The 19,074-nt window shown below is 68.1% G+C and carries 19 protein-coding genes and 3 tRNA genes; 12 read left to right on the forward strand and 10 right to left on the reverse strand.

Features of this window, described 5'->3' with window-relative positions; all coding sequences use genetic code 11:
* The 4 genes from narJ to ACYP33_RS11340 form a co-directional block, all read left to right on the forward strand.
* On the forward strand, positions 1–547 hold a 547-nt coding region (narJ, locus tag ACYP33_RS11325; protein ID WP_459621673.1), incomplete at its 5' end, for a nitrate reductase molybdenum cofactor assembly chaperone.
* A 42-nt stretch (positions 548–589) separates the two neighbouring features.
* Positions 590–1,273 (forward strand): respiratory nitrate reductase subunit gamma, encoded by a 684-nt coding sequence (gene narI / locus ACYP33_RS11330; protein WP_459621674.1) that lies wholly within the window; start codon positions 590–592, stop codon positions 1,271–1,273.
* A gap of 9 nt (positions 1,274–1,282) precedes the next feature.
* Positions 1,283–2,083, forward strand: coding sequence for a peptidylprolyl isomerase (locus tag ACYP33_RS11335; RefSeq protein ID WP_459621676.1), 801 nt, complete (start codon positions 1,283–1,285; stop codon positions 2,081–2,083).
* A 19-nt stretch (positions 2,084–2,102) separates the two neighbouring features.
* Positions 2,103–3,380 carry an MFS transporter gene (locus tag ACYP33_RS11340; RefSeq protein WP_459621678.1) on the forward strand — a complete coding sequence of 426 codons (1,278 nt, stop codon included), beginning with the start codon at positions 2,103–2,105 and terminating at the stop codon, positions 3,378–3,380.
* A gap of 79 nt (positions 3,381–3,459) precedes the next feature.
* Here ACYP33_RS11340 and ACYP33_RS11345 read toward each other — a convergent pair whose 3' ends face one another.
* Positions 3,460–3,873: a DoxX family protein gene (locus tag ACYP33_RS11345; protein WP_459621680.1), complete on the reverse strand. Its 414-nt coding sequence runs from the start codon at positions 3,871–3,873 to the stop codon at positions 3,460–3,462.
* 174 nt (positions 3,874–4,047) lie between these two features.
* Positions 4,048–4,773, reverse strand: a complete 726-nt coding sequence (locus ACYP33_RS11350) for a pirin family protein (RefSeq protein WP_414446818.1) — start codon at positions 4,771–4,773, stop codon at positions 4,048–4,050.
* Positions 4,774–4,911: 138 nt separating this feature from the next.
* On the opposite strand from ACYP33_RS11350, the gene ACYP33_RS11355 reads away from it, so the two are divergent.
* From ACYP33_RS11355 to ACYP33_RS11385, 7 genes are all read left to right on the forward strand, one after another.
* Positions 4,912–5,820, forward strand: coding sequence for a LysR family transcriptional regulator (locus ACYP33_RS11355; protein ID WP_459621683.1), 909 nt, complete (start codon positions 4,912–4,914; stop codon positions 5,818–5,820).
* A 137-nt stretch (positions 5,821–5,957) separates the two neighbouring features.
* Positions 5,958–6,034, forward strand: a tRNA-Val gene (locus ACYP33_RS11360).
* Positions 6,035–6,179: 145 nt separating this feature from the next.
* Positions 6,180–6,256, forward strand: a tRNA-Val gene (locus ACYP33_RS11365).
* A gap of 41 nt (positions 6,257–6,297) precedes the next feature.
* Positions 6,298–6,374 (forward strand) — tRNA-Val (locus ACYP33_RS11370).
* Positions 6,375–6,597: 223 nt separating this feature from the next.
* Positions 6,598–7,836 (forward strand): MFS transporter, encoded by a 1,239-nt coding sequence (locus ACYP33_RS11375; protein WP_459621685.1) that lies wholly within the window; start codon positions 6,598–6,600, stop codon positions 7,834–7,836.
* Between the two features lie 128 nt (positions 7,837–7,964).
* Positions 7,965–8,849 carry a LysR substrate-binding domain-containing protein gene (locus tag ACYP33_RS11380; RefSeq protein WP_414446815.1) on the forward strand — a complete coding sequence of 295 codons (885 nt, stop codon included), beginning with the start codon at positions 7,965–7,967 and terminating at the stop codon, positions 8,847–8,849.
* 136 nt (positions 8,850–8,985) lie between these two features.
* Complete coding sequence (locus ACYP33_RS11385) at positions 8,986–9,918, forward strand: AEC family transporter (RefSeq protein ID WP_459621687.1); 933 nt, start codon at positions 8,986–8,988, stop codon at positions 9,916–9,918.
* Between the two features lie 75 nt (positions 9,919–9,993).
* Here ACYP33_RS11385 and ACYP33_RS11390 read toward each other — a convergent pair whose 3' ends face one another.
* Both ACYP33_RS11390 and ACYP33_RS11395 read right to left on the reverse strand, forming a co-directional pair.
* Positions 9,994–10,461: a YaiI/YqxD family protein gene (locus tag ACYP33_RS11390; RefSeq protein WP_414439974.1), complete on the reverse strand. Its 468-nt coding sequence runs from the start codon at positions 10,459–10,461 to the stop codon at positions 9,994–9,996.
* A gap of 69 nt (positions 10,462–10,530) precedes the next feature.
* Positions 10,531–11,559 (reverse strand): zinc-dependent alcohol dehydrogenase family protein, encoded by a 1,029-nt coding sequence (locus ACYP33_RS11395; RefSeq protein WP_459621690.1) that lies wholly within the window; start codon positions 11,557–11,559, stop codon positions 10,531–10,533.
* 122 nt (positions 11,560–11,681) lie between these two features.
* Between ACYP33_RS11395 and ACYP33_RS11400 the strand changes: the two genes are divergently transcribed.
* Entirely contained in the window at positions 11,682–12,593 is a 912-nt protein-coding gene (locus tag ACYP33_RS11400; protein ID WP_459621692.1) for a LysR family transcriptional regulator, read from the forward strand.
* A 28-nt stretch (positions 12,594–12,621) separates the two neighbouring features.
* On the opposite strand, the gene ACYP33_RS11405 is transcribed toward ACYP33_RS11400, so the two are convergent.
* The 6 genes from ACYP33_RS11405 to urtA form a co-directional block, all read right to left on the reverse strand.
* Entirely contained in the window at positions 12,622–14,166 is a 1,545-nt protein-coding gene (locus ACYP33_RS11405) for an amidase (RefSeq protein WP_459621694.1), read from the reverse strand.
* Between the two features lie 98 nt (positions 14,167–14,264).
* Positions 14,265–14,954 carry an urea ABC transporter ATP-binding subunit UrtE gene (urtE, locus tag ACYP33_RS11410; RefSeq protein ID WP_414439976.1) on the reverse strand — a complete coding sequence of 230 codons (690 nt, stop codon included), beginning with the start codon at positions 14,952–14,954 and terminating at the stop codon, positions 14,265–14,267.
* 2 nt (positions 14,955–14,956) lie between these two features.
* Entirely contained in the window at positions 14,957–15,694 is a 738-nt protein-coding gene (urtD, locus tag ACYP33_RS11415) for an urea ABC transporter ATP-binding protein UrtD (protein ID WP_414446809.1), read from the reverse strand.
* Positions 15,691–16,833, reverse strand: coding sequence for an urea ABC transporter permease subunit UrtC (gene urtC / locus ACYP33_RS11420; protein WP_414446808.1), 1,143 nt, complete (start codon positions 16,831–16,833; stop codon positions 15,691–15,693). Before urtC ends, urtD begins: the two co-directional genes overlap by 4 nt.
* Positions 16,834–16,836: 3 nt before the next feature.
* On the reverse strand, positions 16,837–17,736 hold the full coding sequence (urtB, locus tag ACYP33_RS11425) for an urea ABC transporter permease subunit UrtB (RefSeq protein WP_414446807.1): 900 nt from the start codon (positions 17,734–17,736) through the stop codon (positions 16,837–16,839).
* Between the two features lie 62 nt (positions 17,737–17,798).
* Positions 17,799–18,992, reverse strand: coding sequence for an urea ABC transporter substrate-binding protein (urtA, locus tag ACYP33_RS11430; RefSeq protein WP_459621697.1), 1,194 nt, complete (start codon positions 18,990–18,992; stop codon positions 17,799–17,801).
* Between the last annotated feature and the right edge of the window lie 82 nt (positions 18,993–19,074).

Below are 19,074 nucleotides of genomic sequence, written 5' to 3' on the forward strand. Positions count from 1 at the left end.
CGAACGCGACCTGCTGACGCTGCAGGAAAACTACGTGGCGCTGTTCGACCGCGGCCGCGAGACCTCGCTGCATCTGTTCGAGCACGTGCACGGCGAATCGCGCGACCGCGGCCAGGCGATGGTCGACCTGATGCAGATGTATGCGCAGAAGGGGCTGCAACTGAAGCCCGGCGAGCTGCCCGACTACCTGCCGGTGTTCCTCGAATACCTGTCGCGCCTGCCGGCCGACGAGGCGCGCTCACTGCTGGCCGAAACCGGCGAAATCCTCGGCGCGCTGGCCGAACGGCTGGCCGCGCGCAACAGCCACTACGGCTTCGTGTTCGGCGCGCTGCTGCCGCTCGCGGGCCTGGGCCGCGCCGAGCCGCGCCATACACCCGATGCCACCGGCCAGCCCGACGACGACGATGCGCACCGCCGCCCCGCCGCCGCCGACTACCGCGCGCTCGACATGAGCTATGGCGAGCCGGCCGTGCGCTTCGTCGGCGCGAGCCTGCCGAGCGAGCAACCGGTGCAGTTCCATGCGCGGCGCCCCGCGCGCCACGGCTGAGGCCTCATCCCTCATGTGCAATCGATTCGACCGGAAAAAGTCATGAACGCTTACCTGCATCCCTTTCTGTTCGGCGTCTATCCGTATATCTGTCTCGCGGTGCTGCTGGTCGGCAGCCTGATCCGCTTCGACCGCGAGCAGTACTCGTGGAAAAGCGATTCGTCGCAACTGCTGCATCGCGGCGCGCTGCGGCTCGGCAGCAACCTGTTCCATTGGGGCGTGCTCGTGGTGGTGCTCGGTCACTTCGGCGGCTTCCTCGTGCCGCACTGGCTCGTCTCGTCGTTCATGTCGGCCTCGGCGCACCAGCTCGTGGCGATGGTGGCGGGCGGCGCGGCCGGTGCTGCATCGATCCTCGGCCTGACGATCCTGATCGCGCGCCGCCTCGGCAGCACACGCATTCGCCGCCACAGCCGGCGCTCCGACATCCTGATCGTGCTGATGCTTTGGGTGCAGCTCGCGCTCGGGCTGGGCACCGTGGTGCTGTCGACGCGGCACATGGACGGCGCGATGTTCGAGCAACTGACCGATTACGTGAAGGGCATCGTCACGTTCCAGCCCGGCGTGGCGGCGCTGCTCGCGGGCGTGCCGCTGACCTACCGCCTGCACATCCTGCTCGGCTTCACGATCTTCCTGGTGTCGCCGTTCACGCGGATGGTGCATATCTGGAGCGGCATCGCCTCGCTGGCCTACCTGATCCGCCCGTATCAACTGGTTCGCAAGCGCTGAGGAGCCGCCATGTCACAACACGAGGCCCTCCTGTCGGCCGCCCCGTTGACGGTCAACGGCATCGAGATCGGCAGTGCGGCGATCGCCGCCGAATTCGAAGCCGAAGCGGCGCTGCACGACGATGCGGCCGCCGCGCTTGATGCCGCCCGGCGCACGCTCGCAATCGGCGAATTGCTGCGTCAGCGCGCCGTGGCGCTCGCGCTGATCGGCACCGATGCCGCACTCGACGACGCCGCGCTCGATGCCCTGCTCGCGCGCGAACTGACCCACCTGCCGGTGCCGACCGATGCCGATTGCGAGCGCTTCCATGCGCAGCATCCGGCGCAGTTCCGGCATGGCGACATCGTCCACGCCAGCCACATCCTGTTCGCCGTCACGTCGCGCGTGCCGATCGCGCCGCTGCGTGCCCGCGCCGAGGACACGCTCGCGTCCGTGCTGGCCGCGCCGGCCGGCTTCGAAGCCGCCGCGCGCGAATCGTCGAACTGCCCGTCGGCCGAGATCGGCGGCAACCTCGGGCAACTGCTGCGCGGCGACACCGTGCCCGAGTTCGAGGCGGCCCTGTTCGACGGCGACACGTTCGGCGTGCTGCCGCGCATCGTCAACACGCGCTATGGCTTCCATATCGTACGGATCGATCGGCGCGTGATTGGCGACACCCTCCCGTTCGCGCTGGCGCGCGAGCAGATCGCCAGCTATCTGACCGAACGCGTGCGCCGCGACGCGATGCGCCAGTACGTGGCGATCCTCGCCGGTGGCGCGCGCATCGCCGGCGTGATGCTCGACGGCGCGAACGGCTCGCTCGTTCAATGAACCCAGCAAAGGATTTTCCATGACTCCCATTCATGACGCCACGGCGTCCCCCTCCCCGCCCGAAGTCGGCCTGCGCGCCTGGTCGGTGCTGGCCGCAAGCACGCTCGCCTTTCTGGTCTGCTTCGTGGTCTGGATGATGTTCGGCGTGCTCGGCGTGCAGTTGCGCACCGACCTCGGCCTGAACAGCACCGAGTTCGGCCTGCTGACCGCCACGCCGGTGCTGACCGGCGCGATCATGCGGCTGCCGCTCGGCATCTGGACCGACCGCTTCGGCGGCCGCATCGTCATGACGGTGTTGCTGGTGCTGTGCGCGGTGCCGGTTTATATCGTCAGTTATGCGACGCAGCTCTGGCAGTTCCTGCTGATCGGCCTGTTCCTCGGTTGCGTGGGCGCGTCGTTCGCGGTGGGCACGCCCTATGTCGCGCGCTTCTTTCCGCCGAAGCGGCGCGGCTTCGCGATGGGCGTGTTCGGGGCCGGCACCTGCGGCGCGGCCGTCAACCTGTTCGTCACGCCGTCGCTGCAAGTGGCCTACGGCTGGCGCGCGGTGCCGCGCATTTACGCGGTCGCCCTGCTCGTCACGGCGCTGATCTTCTGGCTCGCCTCGGCGCCCGATCCGGGTGCGGGAAAACGCGGCGGCTCGCTGCTCGATTCGTTCCGCGTGCTGCGCGACCGGCGCGTCTGGCGGCTGTGCCAGTACTACTCGATCACGTTCGGCGGCTTTACCGCGCTGTCGCTCTGGATTCCGCAATACCTGACCCACGAATACGGCATGACGCTGGTGGTGGCCGCGGCGTTCGCGGCCGGCTTCTCGCTGCCCGGCTCGCTGCTGCGCGCATTGGGCGGCGCGCTGTCGGACCGCTTCGGCGCGCATTCCGTGACCTGGTGGGGGCTGTGGGTCGCGTGGATCTGCCTGTTCGTGCTGTCGTATCCGGCCACCGATTTCGTGATCCACACGATCGACGGCACCGCCACGCTGAAGGTCGCCATGCCGCTGGCCGGCTTCGTCGTGCTGACGTTCGCGCTGGGCGCCGTGTTCGCGCTCGGCATGGCCTCGACGTTCAAGTATGTCGCCGACGATTTCCCCGACAACATGGGCGTCGTGACCGGCATCGTCGGCCTCGCGGGCGGGCTGGGCGGCTTCCTGCTGCCGATCCTGTTCGGTATGCTGCTGGACCTGCTGCGCGTGCGCACCACCTGCTTCATGCTGCTGTACGGGATCGTCTGGGTGTCGCTGATCCTCATCTACGTGTCCGAGGTCCGCAAGGCGCCGGTGACGGGGCAGGCCGCCACGCGCTAGTTACGCCGCGCAGGCTCGCCAACGCAAAACGCCCGCTCGATTCGAGCGGGCGTTTTGCATGGGGCGCGGCGATGCCGCCTCAGCGGCGGTCGATCGAGAACCGCCCCGGGCCGGCGACGGCCAGCACCAGCAGGCCGCCGACGATGCTGACGTTCTTGTAGAAGTTGATCAGGTTGGCGTAGTGCTCCATGCCGCTCATGGTCCAGTAATGGTGGCCGATGAACGCGGTGCCGAGCGTGTAGAGCGCCAGCAGCAGCGCCACCGGGCGAGTCCAGAAGCCGAGCACGATCAGCACCCCGGCCACGAACTCCATCACCACCGCCACGGCCGCCGCCAGCATCGGCACGGGCACGCCGGTCGAGCCCATGTAGGCGACGGTGCCCGAGAAGCCGGTCAGCTTCTGCCAGCCGAACATCACGAACAGCACCATCATCAGCACGCGCGCCACCAGCAGCACGCCGTCCTTTTGACCGTCGAGAGAAAGATAACGCATGGTCGAATCCTTTTTCAAACCTGATGTTCCGGTATCGATGAAGGCCGCGCCGGCCCCGTGTTTCCGGCGCTCGGAGCCATCATCGAATGATTAGTCTTGCAAAGCAATAGCGGTGAACGCTGCCCCACCGAAAGCAGCCGCGCGCCGCAAGCGCGCGGCTGCCGCTGACGCCGCTCAGGCCCAGTCGGCCGTCACTTCGACCGGACGCAGGTCGAACACCAGCACTTCGGCATCCTGACCATTTCTGAAGTTCAGCACGTCCTCGCCGCGAATCCGCGCGCCGTCGCCTTCGCCGAGCGCGACGCCGTTGACCGCCAGGCTGCCGCGCGCCACATGCACATACACGAAGCGGCCGGCCGGCACCGCCAGGCTCGCGGCTTCGTCGCCGTCGAACAGGCCGGCGTAGATCCGCGTGTCCTGGCGAATCGCCAGCGCGCCGTTCGCGCCGTCCGGCGACACCACCAGGCGCAGTTGGCCGCGCTTGTCGGCGGCCGGCACGTTGGCCTGCTGGTAACGTGGTTGCGCGCCCTTTTCCGACGGCCCCACCCAGATCTGCAGGAAGTGCACCGGCTGGTCCTTCGAGTGGTTGAACTCGCTGTGGGCCACGCCGGTGCCGGCGCTCATCAGTTGCACGTCGCCGGGCACGATCACCGAGCCGGTGCCCATCGAATCCTTGTGTTCGAGCGCGCCTTCGAGCACGTACGACAGGATTTCCATGTCGCGGTGCGGGTGGGTGCCGAAGCCGCGGGCCGGGGCGACGCGATCGTCGTTGATCACCAGCAGATCCGAGAAGCCGACTTGCTGCGGATCGTAGTAGTTCGCGAACGAAAAGGTGTGGCGGGAGTTGAGCCAGCCATGTTCGGCACGGCCGCGGGCGTTGGCGTTACGGACTTCGATCATGTTGATTCTCCGGTGGATCGCGCTGCGCCCCTGTGGTGCGGCGTCGATCGGATGAGATGAATCTTAAGTCAACCGAAGTGATAGATAAATCGCATGTGAGATAATCATCGTCCCATTTTGGTGGACAATCAGCCGCCCATGCAACTCGACGATCTGCGCATCTTCATCTCGACCGTGGAGGCCGGCAGCTTCACGGCCGCCGCCGACAAGCTCTTGCTGTCCAAGCAGTTCGTCAGCCGGCGCATGGCGGCGCTGGAGGCAGCGCTGCACGTGCGGCTGCTGAACCGCAACACGCGCAAGCTGGCCGTGACCGAATCGGGGCAGGCGTTCTATCGCCATGCGCAGCGGATTCTGGCCGAGGTCGCGCAGGCCGAGGAAGCGATGTCGACGCGCCGCACCGAGCTGCACGGCTCGCTGAAGATCAGCGCGCCGATGTCGTTCGGCATGAGCCACCTGTCGCCGCTGCTCGCCGAATTCCTGGCCGCGCATCCGGCCGTGCGGCTCGACGTGGAATTGAGCGACCGGCGCGTGGACCTGATCGGCGAGGGCTTCGACCTTGCGCTGCGGATCGGCGCGCTGGCCGATTCGACGCTGGTCGCGCGCACGCTCGGCACGCTGCGCATGATCGCGTGCTGCAGCCCGCGCTATCGCGCGCAACACGGCGAGCCGGCCACGCCGGCCGAACTGCATCGGCATGCCTGCCTGCTCTACGGGCAGGAAGGCCGCGACGGCTGGGAATTCGAAACCGAGCACGGGCGACGCGCCTACGACGTGCAGGGGCCGCTGATCGCGAACAATGGCGACGTGGTGCGCGACGCGGCGATCGCCGGGCTGGGCGTTGCGCTGCTACCGCAGTTCATCGTCGGGCCCGCGATCGCGAGCGGCGTGCTGGTGCCGATCCTCGCCACGCATGCCACGCCGTCGTTGCGCCTGAGCGCCGTGTATCCGCAGCATCGGCAAGGGTCGACGGCGATCCGCGCGCTGCTCGCGTTTCTGGAGGAGCGGCTCGTCACGGCGCTCGACGCCGCGCCGTCGCCCGCTGCGTAGCGACCGCTGCGGCAAGGCATCGAACGCACCTGCTTGCACGCACATCGATGCGCATATCGCCACGCACACGAAATCGTCATGAAACGCGCGGGGGTGCTTGCAACATCGAGCGAGCCTCTCTATAATTCGCGCCTCGCAGGCTCGTAGCTCAGTTGGTTAGAGCACCACCTTGACATGGTGGGGGTCGTTGGTTCGAATCCAATCGAGCCTACCAACGAATTCGGAATGGACGGCAGGCGCCGCGCTCCTCTCGAACGCGGAACACGCTTCCCGTCCATTGTCTTTTTCGGCGGTTGGTTTTTGCGGCACTTGCAGCATGGTTTCAGGCAGCACCGCCCGCGCATCGCGCAAGGCACCTCAGGCTCGTAGCTCAGTTGGTTAGAGCACCACCTTGACATGGTGGGGGTCGTTGGTTCGAATCCAATCGAGCCTACCAACGCATTCGCAGTACCGCCCGCGCACCGCGCCAGGCACCCTAGGCTCGTAGCTCAGTTGGTTAGAGCACCACCTTGACATGGTGGGGGTCGTTGGTTCGAATCCAATCGAGCCTACCAACGCATCCGACATGGACGGCAAGCGCCGCGCTTCTCTCGAACGCGGTTTCGCTTCGCCGTCCATTGTCATTTCTGCCGCCGCATCGCACCCGACGCGATCCCGCCGCCACGCGCGGGACATTCCGCAAGCACGCGCGAACTCATCTACACTTGCCGTTTTCTCGATTTTGCGACGTGCGGCCGCACCGGCCGCGGCCCGTCCCACGACCATCGCCTACCGCTCATGCCCGCGCCTTCCGACTTGCCCGGCCGCCCGGCCAACCTGCTTGGCCTCACCACGTTCCAGCGCTTCTGGAGCGCGCGTGTGCTGTCCTCGATCTCGTTTCAGATGCTGTCGGTCGCGATCGGCTGGCATATCTATGCGCTGACCAAGAGCGCCTATGCGCTCGGGCTCGTCGGCCTCGCGCAGTTCCTGCCGATGTTCGTGCTGACGCTGGTGGTGGGGCACGTGGCGGACCGCTACGACCGGCGCCGCATCGTCGCCGTGTGCCAGAGCCTGCTGGCGGTGGCCTCGGTGGTGTTCCTGGCCGGCACGCTCGGCGGCTGGCTCAACGCGCCGGCCATCTACGCGCTCGCGGCCTGCCTCGGCGCGGCGCGCGCCTTCGAGAACCCCACCGTGGCCTCGCTGCTGCCGGCCGTGGTGCCGCGCGCCGAGCTGCCGCGCGCGACCGCCTTGTCCACCTCGGCCACGCAGACGGCGATGATCATCGGCCCGGCCGCGGGCGGCGTGCTGTACGGCCTGGGACCCAGCGTGGTGTACGTGCTCGGCGTGGCGATGTTCGGCTGCGCGGCCTGTCTGATGGGCTCGCTGCAACTGACCAGCAAACCGGTTGCACGCGCACCCGTCACGCTCGAATCGGTATTCTCGGGCATCGCCTTCATCCGCCGCGAGCCGGCGATCCTCGGCGCGCTGTCGCTCGACCTGTTCGCGGTGCTGTTCGGCGGCGCGGTTTCGCTGCTGCCGATCTACGCGCACGACTACCTGCAAACCGGCCCGTGGGGCCTCGGCCTGCTGCGCTCGGCGCCCGCCATCGGCGCGCTGGCCGGCACGCTGTGGTTCGCGCGCTTTCCGATGCGCAAGCGGCCCGGCATGGCGATGTTCGGCGGGGTGATCGTGTTCGGCGTCGCCACGCTGGTGTTCGGCGTCTCGACCTGGCTGCCGCTGTCGCTGCTGTCGCTCGCCACGCTCGGCGCGGCCGACGTGATCAGCGTGGTGGTGCGCTCCTCGCTCGTGCAGCTTCGCACGCCTGACGAAATGCTCGGCCGCGTCAGCGCCGTCAACGCGCTGTTCATCGGCACCTCGAACCAGCTCGGCGAATTCGAATCGGGGATCACGGCCGGCTGGTGGGGCGCGCGCCCGGCCGTGCTGGTCGGCGGCCTCGGCACGATCGCCATCGCGCTGCTGTGGATGCGGCTGTTCCCGGCGCTGCGCACCATGCGCTCGCTCGAAGCCGAGAAGTAACGCTCGAACCGCCTCACGGTGGCCGCCAGCTTGCCGCCGCCGTCACGCGCAGGCATCATCGGTCGAAGCCGGCGCGGCCCCGTCATGCGGGCCGCGCCCCTCGAACCCGCCTCGCCCCCTTCCCGCCCATGTCGATACGTGCCTTCCGCACCCTCGTCGCGATCGCCCGTCACGGCACGTTCGCACGCGCCGGCGATGCGATCGGCCTCACGCAATCGGCCGTCAGCCTGCACGTCAAATCGCTCGAAGCCGAATTCAACGTGCTGCTGTTCGACCGCTCGCGCCGCCAGCCCGCATTCACCGAAGCCGGCCGCATCGTGCTCGCGCAGGCCGAGCAGATCCTCGCGATGGTCGATGCGATTCCCGATGCACTGAGCGACGAGAAACAACTGGTCGGCCGGCTGCGCGTGGGCGCGATCCAGACGGCGCTGGCCGGACCGATGCCGGACGCCTTGCTGGCGCTGCGCCTCGCGCATCCGGGCCTGCGCGTGCATGTGGCGGCCGGCTTGTCGTCGGCGCTCGCGCAGCGCGTGGCGGGCGGCGAACTCGACGCGGCCGTCACCACCCATCCGGTGCGCCCGCACCCGGCCGGGCTGGTCTGGCGCACGCTCTACGAGCATCGCTACTGGCTGGTCGCGCCGCCGCGCTACGAGGGCTGGAGCGTGCGTGCGCTGCTGGAGGAACTGCCGTTCATCCGCTTCGACGCGCAGGCCTGGGCCGGCCGCGAGATTGCCGCCGAACTGCGGCGCATGAGCATTCGCGTGCGCGAGGAGATGGTGCTCGACAGCACCGAAACCATCGTGCACATGGCCTCGCGCGGCCTCGGCGCGGGCGTGGTGGCGCTGCACGATTCGGTGCTGGCGCGCCTGCCGCCGGTGGTGCGGCTGCCGTTCGGGCAGCCGCAATTGCGCAGCGCGGTGGTGCTGATCGAGCATCGCTCGCGGCCCGCGCAACGTTTCGCCGAGGCGCTGGCCGCCGAACTGATCGCGTCATCGATGAGGTTTTCTCATTGATCACCCGATAAATCACCATCATTTCTCGTGGGTCTGCGTGCTACTTTGACTGAATCGTCAATCTTGCGCAGGCCCTCATGTCTTGCTTCGTTTCCCTGAATGATTCGCGCCGACGCGCGCGCCGGGCGGCCCGCCCATGAGCGGCGCGATCATCCTGGCGCTGGTGCCCGTGGCGCTGCTGGTGGCGCTGGGCTATCTGCTCAAGCGCACCGGCTTCATCGCCGACGCGTTCTGGCCGCCGGCCGAACGGCTCTGCTACTACGTGCTGCTGCCGGCGCTGTTCGCGCACGGCCTGGCCACCGCGCGGCTCGACACGCTGCCGGTCGGGCCGCTCGCGGGGGCGCTGGTCGGCTCGACGCTGATCGTCGCGCTGGCGGTGCTGCTGGTGCGGCGCTGGGTGCGCGTGGACGGCGCCGGCTTCACCTCGGTGTTCCAGGGCGCGGTGCGCTTCAACAACTACGTGGGCACCTCGGTGGCGGCCGGCCTGCTCGGCCAGCAGGGCATCGCGCTGTCGGCCGTATGCGTGGCGGCCATCGTGCCGACCGTCAACCTGTTCTGCGTGCTGGTGTTCGCGCGCTACGGCGCGGTGAAGCTCGGGCCGGCCGCGGCGCTGCGCCAGATCGTGACCAACCCGCTGGTGGTGGGCTGCGCGATCGGCGGCGTCATGCAGGCGGGCGGGATCGCCGTGCCCGCGCCGATCGAGCCGGCCGTGCGGGCGCTCGGCGCGGCGTCGATGCCGCTCGGGCTGCTGTGCGTGGGCGCGGCGCTGCGCTTCGGCGGCACGCGCGTGTGGCTGCATCCGATGCTGGTCGCGTCGTCGTTCAAGTTCCTGGCGATGCCGCTCGCCACCGTGGCGGCCGGGCGCGCGCTCGGCCTCGGCGATGCAGTGATGACGGTGGCGCTGCTGTTCCAGGCGCTGCCGACCTCGTCCTCGTCGTACATCATGGCGCGGCAGCTGGGCGGCGATGCGCCGTTGATGGCCGGCATCACGGCCGTGCAGACGCTGGTGGCGATGGTGGCCATGCCCGTGATGATGGTGGCGCTGGCGGGGCTGGCGCACACGGGTTGAACGCGGCGCGCCTGACGCGCGGCGGAATGGAAATGCTTCGGAGTGCGAGCGTTTGCCGTGAACCGCGCGCTTCGGTCAAACCGCCGGATCGCGCGGCGCGGCATGGCGCGCGAGAAAGCGATCGAGTTGCGAGGCGAACGCCTTGCCGTCCTGCGGCGAATACGGTGCCGGGCCGCCGGTATCGACACCCGAGCCGCGCAACTGGTCGAGCATCTCGCGCATCGCCAGCCGCTCGCGAATGTTCTCGCGGCTGAACCAGCCGCCGCGCGTATCGAGCACGAACGCGCCCTTGTCGAGCGCGGCGGCGGCCAGCGGAATGTCGGACGTGATCACCAGGTCGCCCGCCTCGGCCAGCTCGACGATGCGCTGATCGGCGGCGTCGGGCGTGGCCGGCACCTGTACGGATTTCACGAAGCGCGACGGCGGCACGCGCAGGTACTGGTTCGCGACCAGCGTGACGCACACTTCGACGCGTCGCGCCGCGCGAAACAGCATGTCCTTGACGACGACCGGGCAGGCGTCTGCGTCGACCAGCACTTGCATGGGGAAATCCGGGAAACGGGAAACCGGCATCTTACCGCTGTGGCGGGCCGGCGCCGGAATCGGGCTGCGTCAGGCCGCGTCGGCCACCTTGATCACTACCTTGCCGAACGGCCCGCGCGCCAGATGCTCGAACGCCTGCACGGCCTCGTCGAAGCCGTAGACGCGATCGATGACGGGCGCCACCCGGTGAGCTTCCAGGAACGGATTCATGCGCTCGAACGCGCTGCGCGGCGCCACCGCGATGCCGCGCAGCGTGGTCTGGCGGAAGATCAGCGGCATCAGGTTCAGCGCCGCGACCTGCCCGGTCAGGAAGCCGACCTGCGCGATCGTGCCCTGCACGCGGGTGGCGGCCACCGAGCGGTTGATGCCGTCGCCGCCGGCCACGTCGAGCGTGACATCGGCGCCCCGGCCGGCAGTCAGGTCCAGCACCGCGCGGTCCCAGTCGGGCTGCGTGCGGTAGTTGATGCCGTGCAGGTCCGCCCCCGGCATCAGCGCCTTGAGCCGGGCGAGGTTGCCGTCGCGGCTCGACGTGACGATCACGCGCGCGCCGTGCGCCGCCGCGATCTGCGCGGCGAAGATCGACACGCCGCCGGTGCCTTGCGCCAGCATCGTCTGGCCGGGTTGCAGGCAGCCGACGTCCATCAGCGCATACCAGGCCGTCAGCGCGGCGATCGGCAGCGTGGCGGCCTGCTCGTCGCTCATCGAGGCCGGCGCGGCCACGGCCGCATTCTCGTGAAGAATCAGGTATTCGGCCAGCGCGCCGGGCAGCGGCATGCCGAGGCAGTGATCGGGCTCGTCGGGGCCGGGCGCACCGTCGAGCCAGTGCGTGTAGAGCGTCGAATTCACGCGCGCGCCCGGCTGGAAACGCGTCACGCCGGGGCCGACGGCCACCACCGTGCCCACCGCGTCCGACACCGGAATCAGGCTGGGCGGCACGCGCTCCGGCAGGTAGATGCCGTCGACGATTGCCTTGTCGCGATAGTTCAGCGACACCGCGCCCACCTTGACGAGCAGTTCGCCGGCCTTCGGCACCGGCGTGGCGACCTCGCCGCGTTGCAGATTGTTCAGGCCAAAACCATCGAGCAGCCATGCTTTCATTTCCGATCTCCTGTGGTGCCGGATGACGCCTGTCATCCCGGGAAATCAGTGTAATTTCAGCCTTTCTGTTCGGTTAGCCGATAAAATTCCCGACATTCGATCCCCTCATTCCAGAATTCATCATGATTGACCGTTTCGCGGGCGTCCGCGAGTTTGTCGCGGCAGTCGACCGGGGCAGCCTGACGGCCGCGGCGGACACGCTCGGCGTGACCGGCTCCGCGATCGGCAAAAGCATCTCGCGGCTGGAGGCGCGGCTCGGCGTGCAACTGCTGCACCGGACCACGCGACGCATCGACCTGACCACGGCCGGCGAAACCTTTCTGCAGACCTGCCGCCGCATCCTCGACGATCTCGACCAGACCGAGGCGTTTCTCGCCACCGGCCACCAGGAGCCGGTCGGGCGGCTGCGCATCGACCTGCCGACCACGTTCGGCCGCAACTATGTCGCGCCCGCGCTGCTGAATCTGACGCGCCGCTATCCGCGTCTCGACCTGGCGATTGCGTTCCAGGATCGCGCCGTGGACCTGATCGGCGAGGGCATCGATCTGGCCGTGCGCATTGGCACGCTCGACGCCTACCCCGACCTGGTCGCGCGGCGGCTCGGCGCGCAGCGGCTCGTGATTTGCGGTTCAAACGAGTATCTGGCGCGGCGCGGCGTGCCGGACAGCGTCGACGCGCTGGCCGGGCACGATTGCCTGACCGGCTGGCAGCGCACCGGCCGCAGCAGTTGGTTGCTGGCCGACGGCAAGGGCGAGGCGTCGTATGTGGACGTGCGCGCGCGCCACGAACTGACCGACGGAGACACGCTGCTGGCCGCTTGCCTCGCCGGTTGCGGGCTCGCGCAGTTGCCGGGCTGGCTGGCGCGCGACGCCCTGCGCGCGGGCGGGCTGCGGGAGGTGCTGCCCGAGCGGGCCAGCACCATGCCGATTCATGCGATCCGGCAGAAAACGCGCCATCTGCAACCGAAGGTGCAGGTGACGATCGAGGCGATCGTCGCGCTGGCCGAGGCGGACGGCTCGGTGTTCGTGCCTTGACGACGCCGGCCGCCCTGTTCCCCGCCGCTTACCCCAGCTTCGGCGTCTTGCGATGCTGCGTGGCCTGCTCGAACGCGTAGGCGATCGCGATCAGCCCCGCCTCGCTCCACTGCCGCCCGACGAAGATGATCCCGAACGGCGACCCCGACGCGTAATACCCGGCCGGCACCGTCACGCCCGGCAACCCGGCGATGTTCAGTTCGCCCACCGTGGTTTCCTGGATCGTCTCCTCGCCCATGAACGGCGGCAGTTCGCTGCGCATTTGCGGGAACGCCAGCGCATCGAGCCGGTGCTCGCGCATCACCGCATCGAAGATCTTCAGATACGCGGCCTTCAGTGCAATGAACTCGGGCATCTCGGGCGGGCGCGACGGGTTCGCGAGCGCGGCCGGAAAATCGGCGAGGCTGTTCAGGTAACCGAGGATTCCGCCCGCTGCGAACACGTCCTGCTTCGCGGTGGCCGCGGCGAATTCGGCGAACGTCTTCAGCGCGGCGTCCGGCCCGAGACGCTTCAGATACTGTTCGAGATCGTACGGAATCGACTCCATCCCGCGCGCGTCGAAATTGGCAAGCGGCCCCGTCGGCTCGCGCAGCGCGGCGAAGCCGCTGCCCGCGAACGGATCGTCGATCAGCGTCGCGCCCGCATCGCGCAGTTCCTGCTTGGCGCGCTCGTACAGGCGCGCGGCCTCGTCCGACAGCGGCTGGTTGCGCCAGCCCGCGCCATACAGGCCGATCCGCTTGCCCTTCAGCGCGTCGGCGCTCAGGCCCGCCGCGTAGCCGCCCTCGGGCTGGTGGCCAACCGAGGCGAGCGTCTTCGGGTCCTCGGCCGTGTAGCCGGCCAGCACGTCGAGGCACAGCGCGGCGTCGCGCACGGTGCGCGCGATCGGGCCGACCACGTCGCGGTTGCCCGACAGCGGCACCACGCCCGCGTTCGGCACCAGGCCGATGGTCGGCTTGATGCCGACCAGATCCTGCGACGACGCCGGGTTCTGGATCGAGCCGCCGGTTTCTTCCGCGAGACCGAGCACGGCCATCGCCGACGCCACGGCCGCTGCCGTGCCCGCGCTGCTCGCACCCGGCACGCGGTCCGGCATCACGACGTTGCGCGTGGGGCCGGCCCAGCTATCGTCGGCGTGCGTGCCCGAATGGCTCAACACCGGCACGTTGGTCTTGCCGAGCAGGATCGCGCCGGCCGCGCGCATCCGCGCCACCACCGGCGAATCGGTGGCGGGCATCAGGTCGACGCCGCCCGTCTTGCCGTACAGCAGCGACCAGCCGGCGGTGGTCGGAAAGCCGACCATGTCCATCGGGTCCTTGATCACCACCGGCACGCCGGCCAGCGGCCCGAGCGCCTCGCCGGCCGCGCGGCGGCGGTCGATCTCGCGCGCGTCGTCGAGCGCGGCAGGGTTCAGGAAGATCATTGCGTTGTACTGAGCATTGAGCGCATCGATGCGCGCGAAGCACGCGCGCGCCAGCGATTCGGCGGTGAACGTGCCGGCGGCGAAGCCTGCCTGCACGCGCTCGACGCTCAGCGTATCGAGATCGATCGGCGTGATGTCTTGGGTTTGCGTCATGGTGTCTTCCGGATTCAGGGGTCAAACATCGCCCGCGCGCGCGGCGCGGGCGTCTCGTAGCCTGGGCCTGGCCGGGCGCAACACGCGCCCGAACCCGCTCAGACCGTCAGGAACGTCATGATCTTGTCGGCGTCGATGCCGTCGCGCGCCGCGTCGTGCACGAAGCGGCCGCGTTCGATGATCAGGAAGCGGTCGGCGATCTCCAGCGTGAACGACAGCACCTGCTCGGACACCAGCAGCGCAAAGCCGCGCTCTGCCTTCAGCCGGTTCAGCGTGCGCGCGATGTCCTTGATGATCGACGGCTGGATGCCCTCGGTCGGCTCGTCGAGGATCAGCACCTTCGGGTCCGACACCAGCGCCCGCGCGATCGCCAGCTGTTGCTGCTGGCCGCCGGAAAGATTGCCGCCGCGCCGCCGCCGCATTTCCCACAACACCGGGAATGCTTCGTAGATGTACTCGGGAATGCTCGGGCGGCGCACCCGGTCCATGCCGCTCAGGATGTTTTCCTCGACCGACACGTTCGGGAAGATCATCCGCCCCTGCGGCACGAAACCGAAGCCGGCGGCCACGCGGCGATCGCTGCGCGCCTGCGCGAGATCGCAACCGTTCAGCGCGATCCGGCCGCCGCGCGACGGGATCATGCCGATCATCGCCTTCAGCAGCGTGGTCTTGCCCATGCCGTTGCGGCCCATCACCGCGAGCGTCTCGCCGGCCGCGAGCGTGAAATTCAGGTCGTGCAGTACATGGCTTTCGCCGTAATACACGTTCAGGTTCTCGACATTCAGCATGTTCAGTGTCCCAGGTAGACCTCGACCACGCGCGGGTCCTGCTGCACCGCGCTCATCGGCCCTTCGACGAGCTTCCTGCCCTGATGCAGCACCGTGACCTTGTGCGCGATCGACTTGACGAATTCCATGTCGTGCTCGATCACGATCACCGAGCGGCCGCGCGCGATCTCGCGCAGCAAATCGGCAGTCAATTCGCGCTCCTTCGCGCTCATGCCCGCCACCGGCTCGTCGAGCATCAGCAGCGCGGGCTCCTGCATCAGCAGCATGCCGATCTCCAGCCACTGCTTCTGGCCGTGCGACAGCAGCCCCGCGCGGCGGCCGAGCTGATCGGCGAGGAACACCTTCGCGGCGGTCTCGTCGATCGCCTCGCGCAGCGCCGCGTCGCGCCGGAAGAACAGCGAGCCGAACACGTCGCGCTTGCGCGGGTAGGAAATTTCCAGGTTCTCCTCGACCGTCAATTCCTCGTACACCATCGGGTTCTGGAACTTGCGGCCGACGCCGGCGCGCGTGATCTGGTATTCGAGCATCCGCTCGAGATGATGGCCGTTGAAGCGAATGGTGCCCGCGGTGGGCCTGGTCTTGCCGCAGATCATGTCGAGCAGCGTGGTCTTGCCCGCGCCGTTCGGGCCGATCACGACATGCAGCTCGTTCGCGTCCACGTAGAAGTTCAGATCGTCGATCGCCTTGAAGCCGTCGAACGACACGGTCAGGTTCTCGACCGACAACACGACGTCGTTCATTGCGCGCCCTCCCGATCCGACGTGAACGATTGCAGCAGCCCGGCCAGCCCCTTCGGCAAATACATCGGCACCACGATGAACAGCGCGCCGATCAGGTACATCCAGAAGCCGACGAAATGTTCGGACAGGTAACTTTTTGCCGCGCCCACCACCAGCGCGCCATACACCGCGCCGACCAGCGACAGCCGCCCGCCCACCGCCGCGTAGATCACCATCTCGACCGACGGCACGATCCCGCAGATCGACGGCGACGCGAACCCCACCTGCAGCGTGAACAGCGCGCCGCCGATCGCCGAGCACATCGCGGCGGCCGCGAACACGAACGCCTTGAACATGGCTGGGTCGTAGCCCGAGAAGCGAATCCGGTCCTCGCGATCGCGGATCGCCACCAGCACCTTGCCGAGCCGGCTGCGCACGATGAAGCGGCCGAGCAGCACGACGGCGAGCAGCAGCACCGCGCCGACGTAATACAGCACGCGCACCGCGCCGTTGCTCTGCACGTTGTAGCCCATGAAGGTCGGCAGGTTGGTGATGCCGTTCACGCCGCCCGTGTAGCCCTGCTGGCCGATGATCACGATCGACAGGATCGAAGCCAGCGCGAGCGTGACGATCGAGAAGTACACGCCGCCCACGCGCTTGCGGAAGTTCGCGTACGCCAGCAGGAACGCGAGCGCGGCCGGAATCAGCAGGATCGCCGGGATCACGAAGCCGACGTGCGCGAACGGCTTCCACCAGAACGGCAGCTCGGTGATGCCGTTCCAGGTCATGAAATCGGGCACCGGCGGGCCGCCGTCGCTGGCGCCGAACACGGCAGCAGCAGGGTCGGCCGCCGTGGCCTCCAGCTTCATGTTCATCGCCATGAAATAGCTGCCCAGCCCGAAGAAGATGCCCTGGCCCAGGCTCAGGATGCCGCCGTAGCCCCACGCGAGCACCAGGCCGGCCGCGCAGAACGCGAACGTCAGGTACTTCGCGAACAGGCCCAGGCGAAACGTGTCGCACAACAAGGGAATGGCCACGAGCAGCACGATCGCGAGGCCCACCACGCTGTAGCGGTTCGCGAACGCGGCGAGGCTGCCGCCGGCCGGCGTGCCGACGGGGCGCGCGCCAGGCGCGACGGATGCGGACGAAAGATCTTTCATGGTTTACCGCCGAAGTTTGAGCGCGAACAGGCCGTTGGGCCGGAAATACAGCGCGACGATCACGAGCAGCAGGATCACGGCCTTCGCCATCGAGCCGCTCAGCACCATCTCGAACAGCGACTGCATCTGCCCGATCGAGAAGGCCGACAGGAACGTGCCGACCAGGCTGTCCACGCCGCCGAACACCACCACCACGAACGTGTCGACGATGTATTGCTGGCCGGTGACCGGGCCGGTGGAGGCGAGCAGCGTCAGCGCGCTGCCGGCGATGCCGGCCAGCCCGCAGCCGAGCCCGAACGTGACCGCATCCACCCGCTGCGCGTCGATGCCGGCCGCGCTGGCCATCGCGCGGTTCTGCATCACGCAGCGAATCCGCAAGCCCCAGCGGCTGCGAAACAGGAACAGGAACACCGCGAGCGCGACGCAGCCGGTCAGGCCGATGATGAACAGCCGGCTCAACGGGATGGTGGTGTTGCCGAGCGTCCACGCGCCCTGCAGCCAGCTCACGGTCGGCACGCTCACATCCACCGGCCCGAACAACTGGCGGAACACCTGTTGCAGCACCAGCGACAGGCCCCAGGTGGCGAGCATGGTGTCGAGCGGGCGCTTGTAGAGGCGCCGGATCATCACGCGCTCCAGCAGCACGCCCACCGCGAACGTGGTGGCGAACGCCACCAGAATGCCCACGAGAAAGTACGCGCCCATCAGCGACGGCAGCCAGCGCTGGAAGATCTGCGCGCACAGGTAGGTCATGTACGCGCCGAGCGCCATCAGCTCGCCGTGCGCCATGTTGATCACGCCCATCAGGCCGAACACGATCGCGAGGCCGAGCGCCATCAGCGCGAGCACGGTGAACATCGACAGGCCGTTGAAGACCTGCGTAAGCAACATATCGAGAGTCATGGTCGATCACCGGGAAAGCGCGTGGCCGGGGGCGGCCACGCCGGAAGCGGAAGCCCGCTCGCTTACAGCTTCGGGAACGGGTTCGGCTCGATCAGCGGCGATTCGTACAGGATGTCGACCTGGCCGTCGGCGCGGAACGCGCCGATCCGCGCGTGCTTCCACAGGTGATGGTTGGTCGCGTGGAAGCGCACCTTGCCTTCCGGCGCGTCCCATTCCAGGCCCGACGAGGCAGCCACCACCTTCTCGACCTGCAGCGATTTCGCCTTCTCGGCCGCGAGCTTCCACAGATGCACCGAGGTGTAGCTCGCCTCCATGGTGTCGCCGAGCACGCGGTTCTGGCCGTAGCGCTTCTTGAACGCGCCGACGAACGCCTGGTTCGCGGGCGTCTTGATGCTCTGGAAGTAGCCCATGCAGCTCAACACGCCGACCAGGTTGTCGTTGCCGATGCCGTAGGCCTCTTCCTCGCTGACGGCCAGCGCCATGATGGCCTGGTTGCGGCCGTTGATGCCGGCGGAATTGAGCTGCTTGAACAGCGCGACGTTCGAGCCGCCCACGATGGTCGACAGGATCACGTCGGGCTTGGCGGCCTTGATCTTGGCGATCACCGACGAGAACTCCACCGCGCCGAGCGGGAAGTAGTCCTCACCCACCACCGTGCCGCCCGCCTTCGCTACCACCGGATGCGCGATCCGGTTGATGGTGCGCGGCCACACGTAGTCCGAACCGATCAGGAAGAACTTCTTGCCCTTGTTCTTCGCGAGCCAGTCGATCGCCGGAATCACCGACTGCGTGGCTTCCTGCCCCGTGTACATGATGTTCTTCGACATCTCGAGGCCTTCGTAGTAGCACGGGTAGTACAGCAGCCCGTTGTAGCGCTCCATCACGGGCAGCACCGCCTTGCGCGAGGCCGACGTATGGCAGCCGAAGATCACCGACACCTTGTCGCTTTCGAGCAGCTTCTGGGCCTTCTCGGCGAAGGTCGGCCAATCGCTCGCGCCATCCTCCACGATCGTCTGGACCGGCCGGCCGAGCACCCCGCCGTTGGCGTTCAGCTCGTCGATCGCCATCTTCTCGGCATCGACGATGTGCGCTTCGGCGATCGCCATCGTGCCGGTCAGCGAGTGCAGGATGCCGACCTTGATCGGGTCCGCCGCGGCCAGGGCGGAACGGCTCGCCAGCGTCGCGACCGCGGGAAACGCACCCGCCGCGACGGACGCGAGGGCACTCTTGATGAACGTACGTCGATTGGCTGTCATCGCTACCTTCGAAAAAATGAAGAAAAAAAAAGCCCGACGACCAGCGTGTGCTGGACGTCGGGCTTCCGTGGCCGTTGCGGTG

The organism is Burkholderia sp. 3C (assembly GCF_054589155.1).

Bases quoted from the DNA above. Each gene is read 5' to 3' on its own strand.
- narI (WP_459621674.1), top strand. From the start codon at position 590: ATGAACGCTTACCTGCATCCCTTTCTGTTCGGCGTCTATCCGTATATC.
- ACYP33_RS11335 (WP_459621676.1), top strand. From the start codon at position 1,283: ATGTCACAACACGAGGCCCTCCTGTCGGCCGCCCCGTTGACGGTCAAC.
- ACYP33_RS11340 (WP_459621678.1), top strand. From the start codon at position 2,103: ATGACTCCCATTCATGACGCCACGGCGTCCCCCTCCCCGCCCGAAGTC.
- ACYP33_RS11345 (WP_459621680.1), bottom strand. From the start codon at position 3,873: ATGCGTTATCTTTCTCTCGACGGTCAAAAGGACGGCGTGCTGCTGGTG.
- ACYP33_RS11350 (WP_414446818.1), bottom strand. From the start codon at position 4,773: ATGATCGAAGTCCGTAACGCCAACGCCCGCGGCCGTGCCGAACATGGC.
- ACYP33_RS11355 (WP_459621683.1), top strand. From the start codon at position 4,912: ATGCAACTCGACGATCTGCGCATCTTCATCTCGACCGTGGAGGCCGGC.
- ACYP33_RS11375 (WP_459621685.1), top strand. From the start codon at position 6,598: ATGCCCGCGCCTTCCGACTTGCCCGGCCGCCCGGCCAACCTGCTTGGC.
- ACYP33_RS11380 (WP_414446815.1), top strand. From the start codon at position 7,965: ATGTCGATACGTGCCTTCCGCACCCTCGTCGCGATCGCCCGTCACGGC.
- ACYP33_RS11385 (WP_459621687.1), top strand. From the start codon at position 8,986: ATGAGCGGCGCGATCATCCTGGCGCTGGTGCCCGTGGCGCTGCTGGTG.
- ACYP33_RS11390 (WP_414439974.1), bottom strand. From the start codon at position 10,461: ATGCAAGTGCTGGTCGACGCAGACGCCTGCCCGGTCGTCGTCAAGGAC.
- ACYP33_RS11395 (WP_459621690.1), bottom strand. From the start codon at position 11,559: ATGAAAGCATGGCTGCTCGATGGTTTTGGCCTGAACAATCTGCAACGC.
- ACYP33_RS11400 (WP_459621692.1), top strand. From the start codon at position 11,682: ATGATTGACCGTTTCGCGGGCGTCCGCGAGTTTGTCGCGGCAGTCGAC.
- ACYP33_RS11405 (WP_459621694.1), bottom strand. From the start codon at position 14,166: ATGACGCAAACCCAAGACATCACGCCGATCGATCTCGATACGCTGAGC.
- urtE (WP_414439976.1), bottom strand. From the start codon at position 14,954: ATGCTGAATGTCGAGAACCTGAACGTGTATTACGGCGAAAGCCATGTA.
- urtD (WP_414446809.1), bottom strand. From the start codon at position 15,694: ATGAACGACGTCGTGTTGTCGGTCGAGAACCTGACCGTGTCGTTCGAC.
- urtC (WP_414446808.1), bottom strand. From the start codon at position 16,833: ATGAAAGATCTTTCGTCCGCATCCGTCGCGCCTGGCGCGCGCCCCGTC.
- urtB (WP_414446807.1), bottom strand. From the start codon at position 17,736: ATGACTCTCGATATGTTGCTTACGCAGGTCTTCAACGGCCTGTCGATG.
- urtA (WP_459621697.1), bottom strand. From the start codon at position 18,992: ATGACAGCCAATCGACGTACGTTCATCAAGAGTGCCCTCGCGTCCGTC.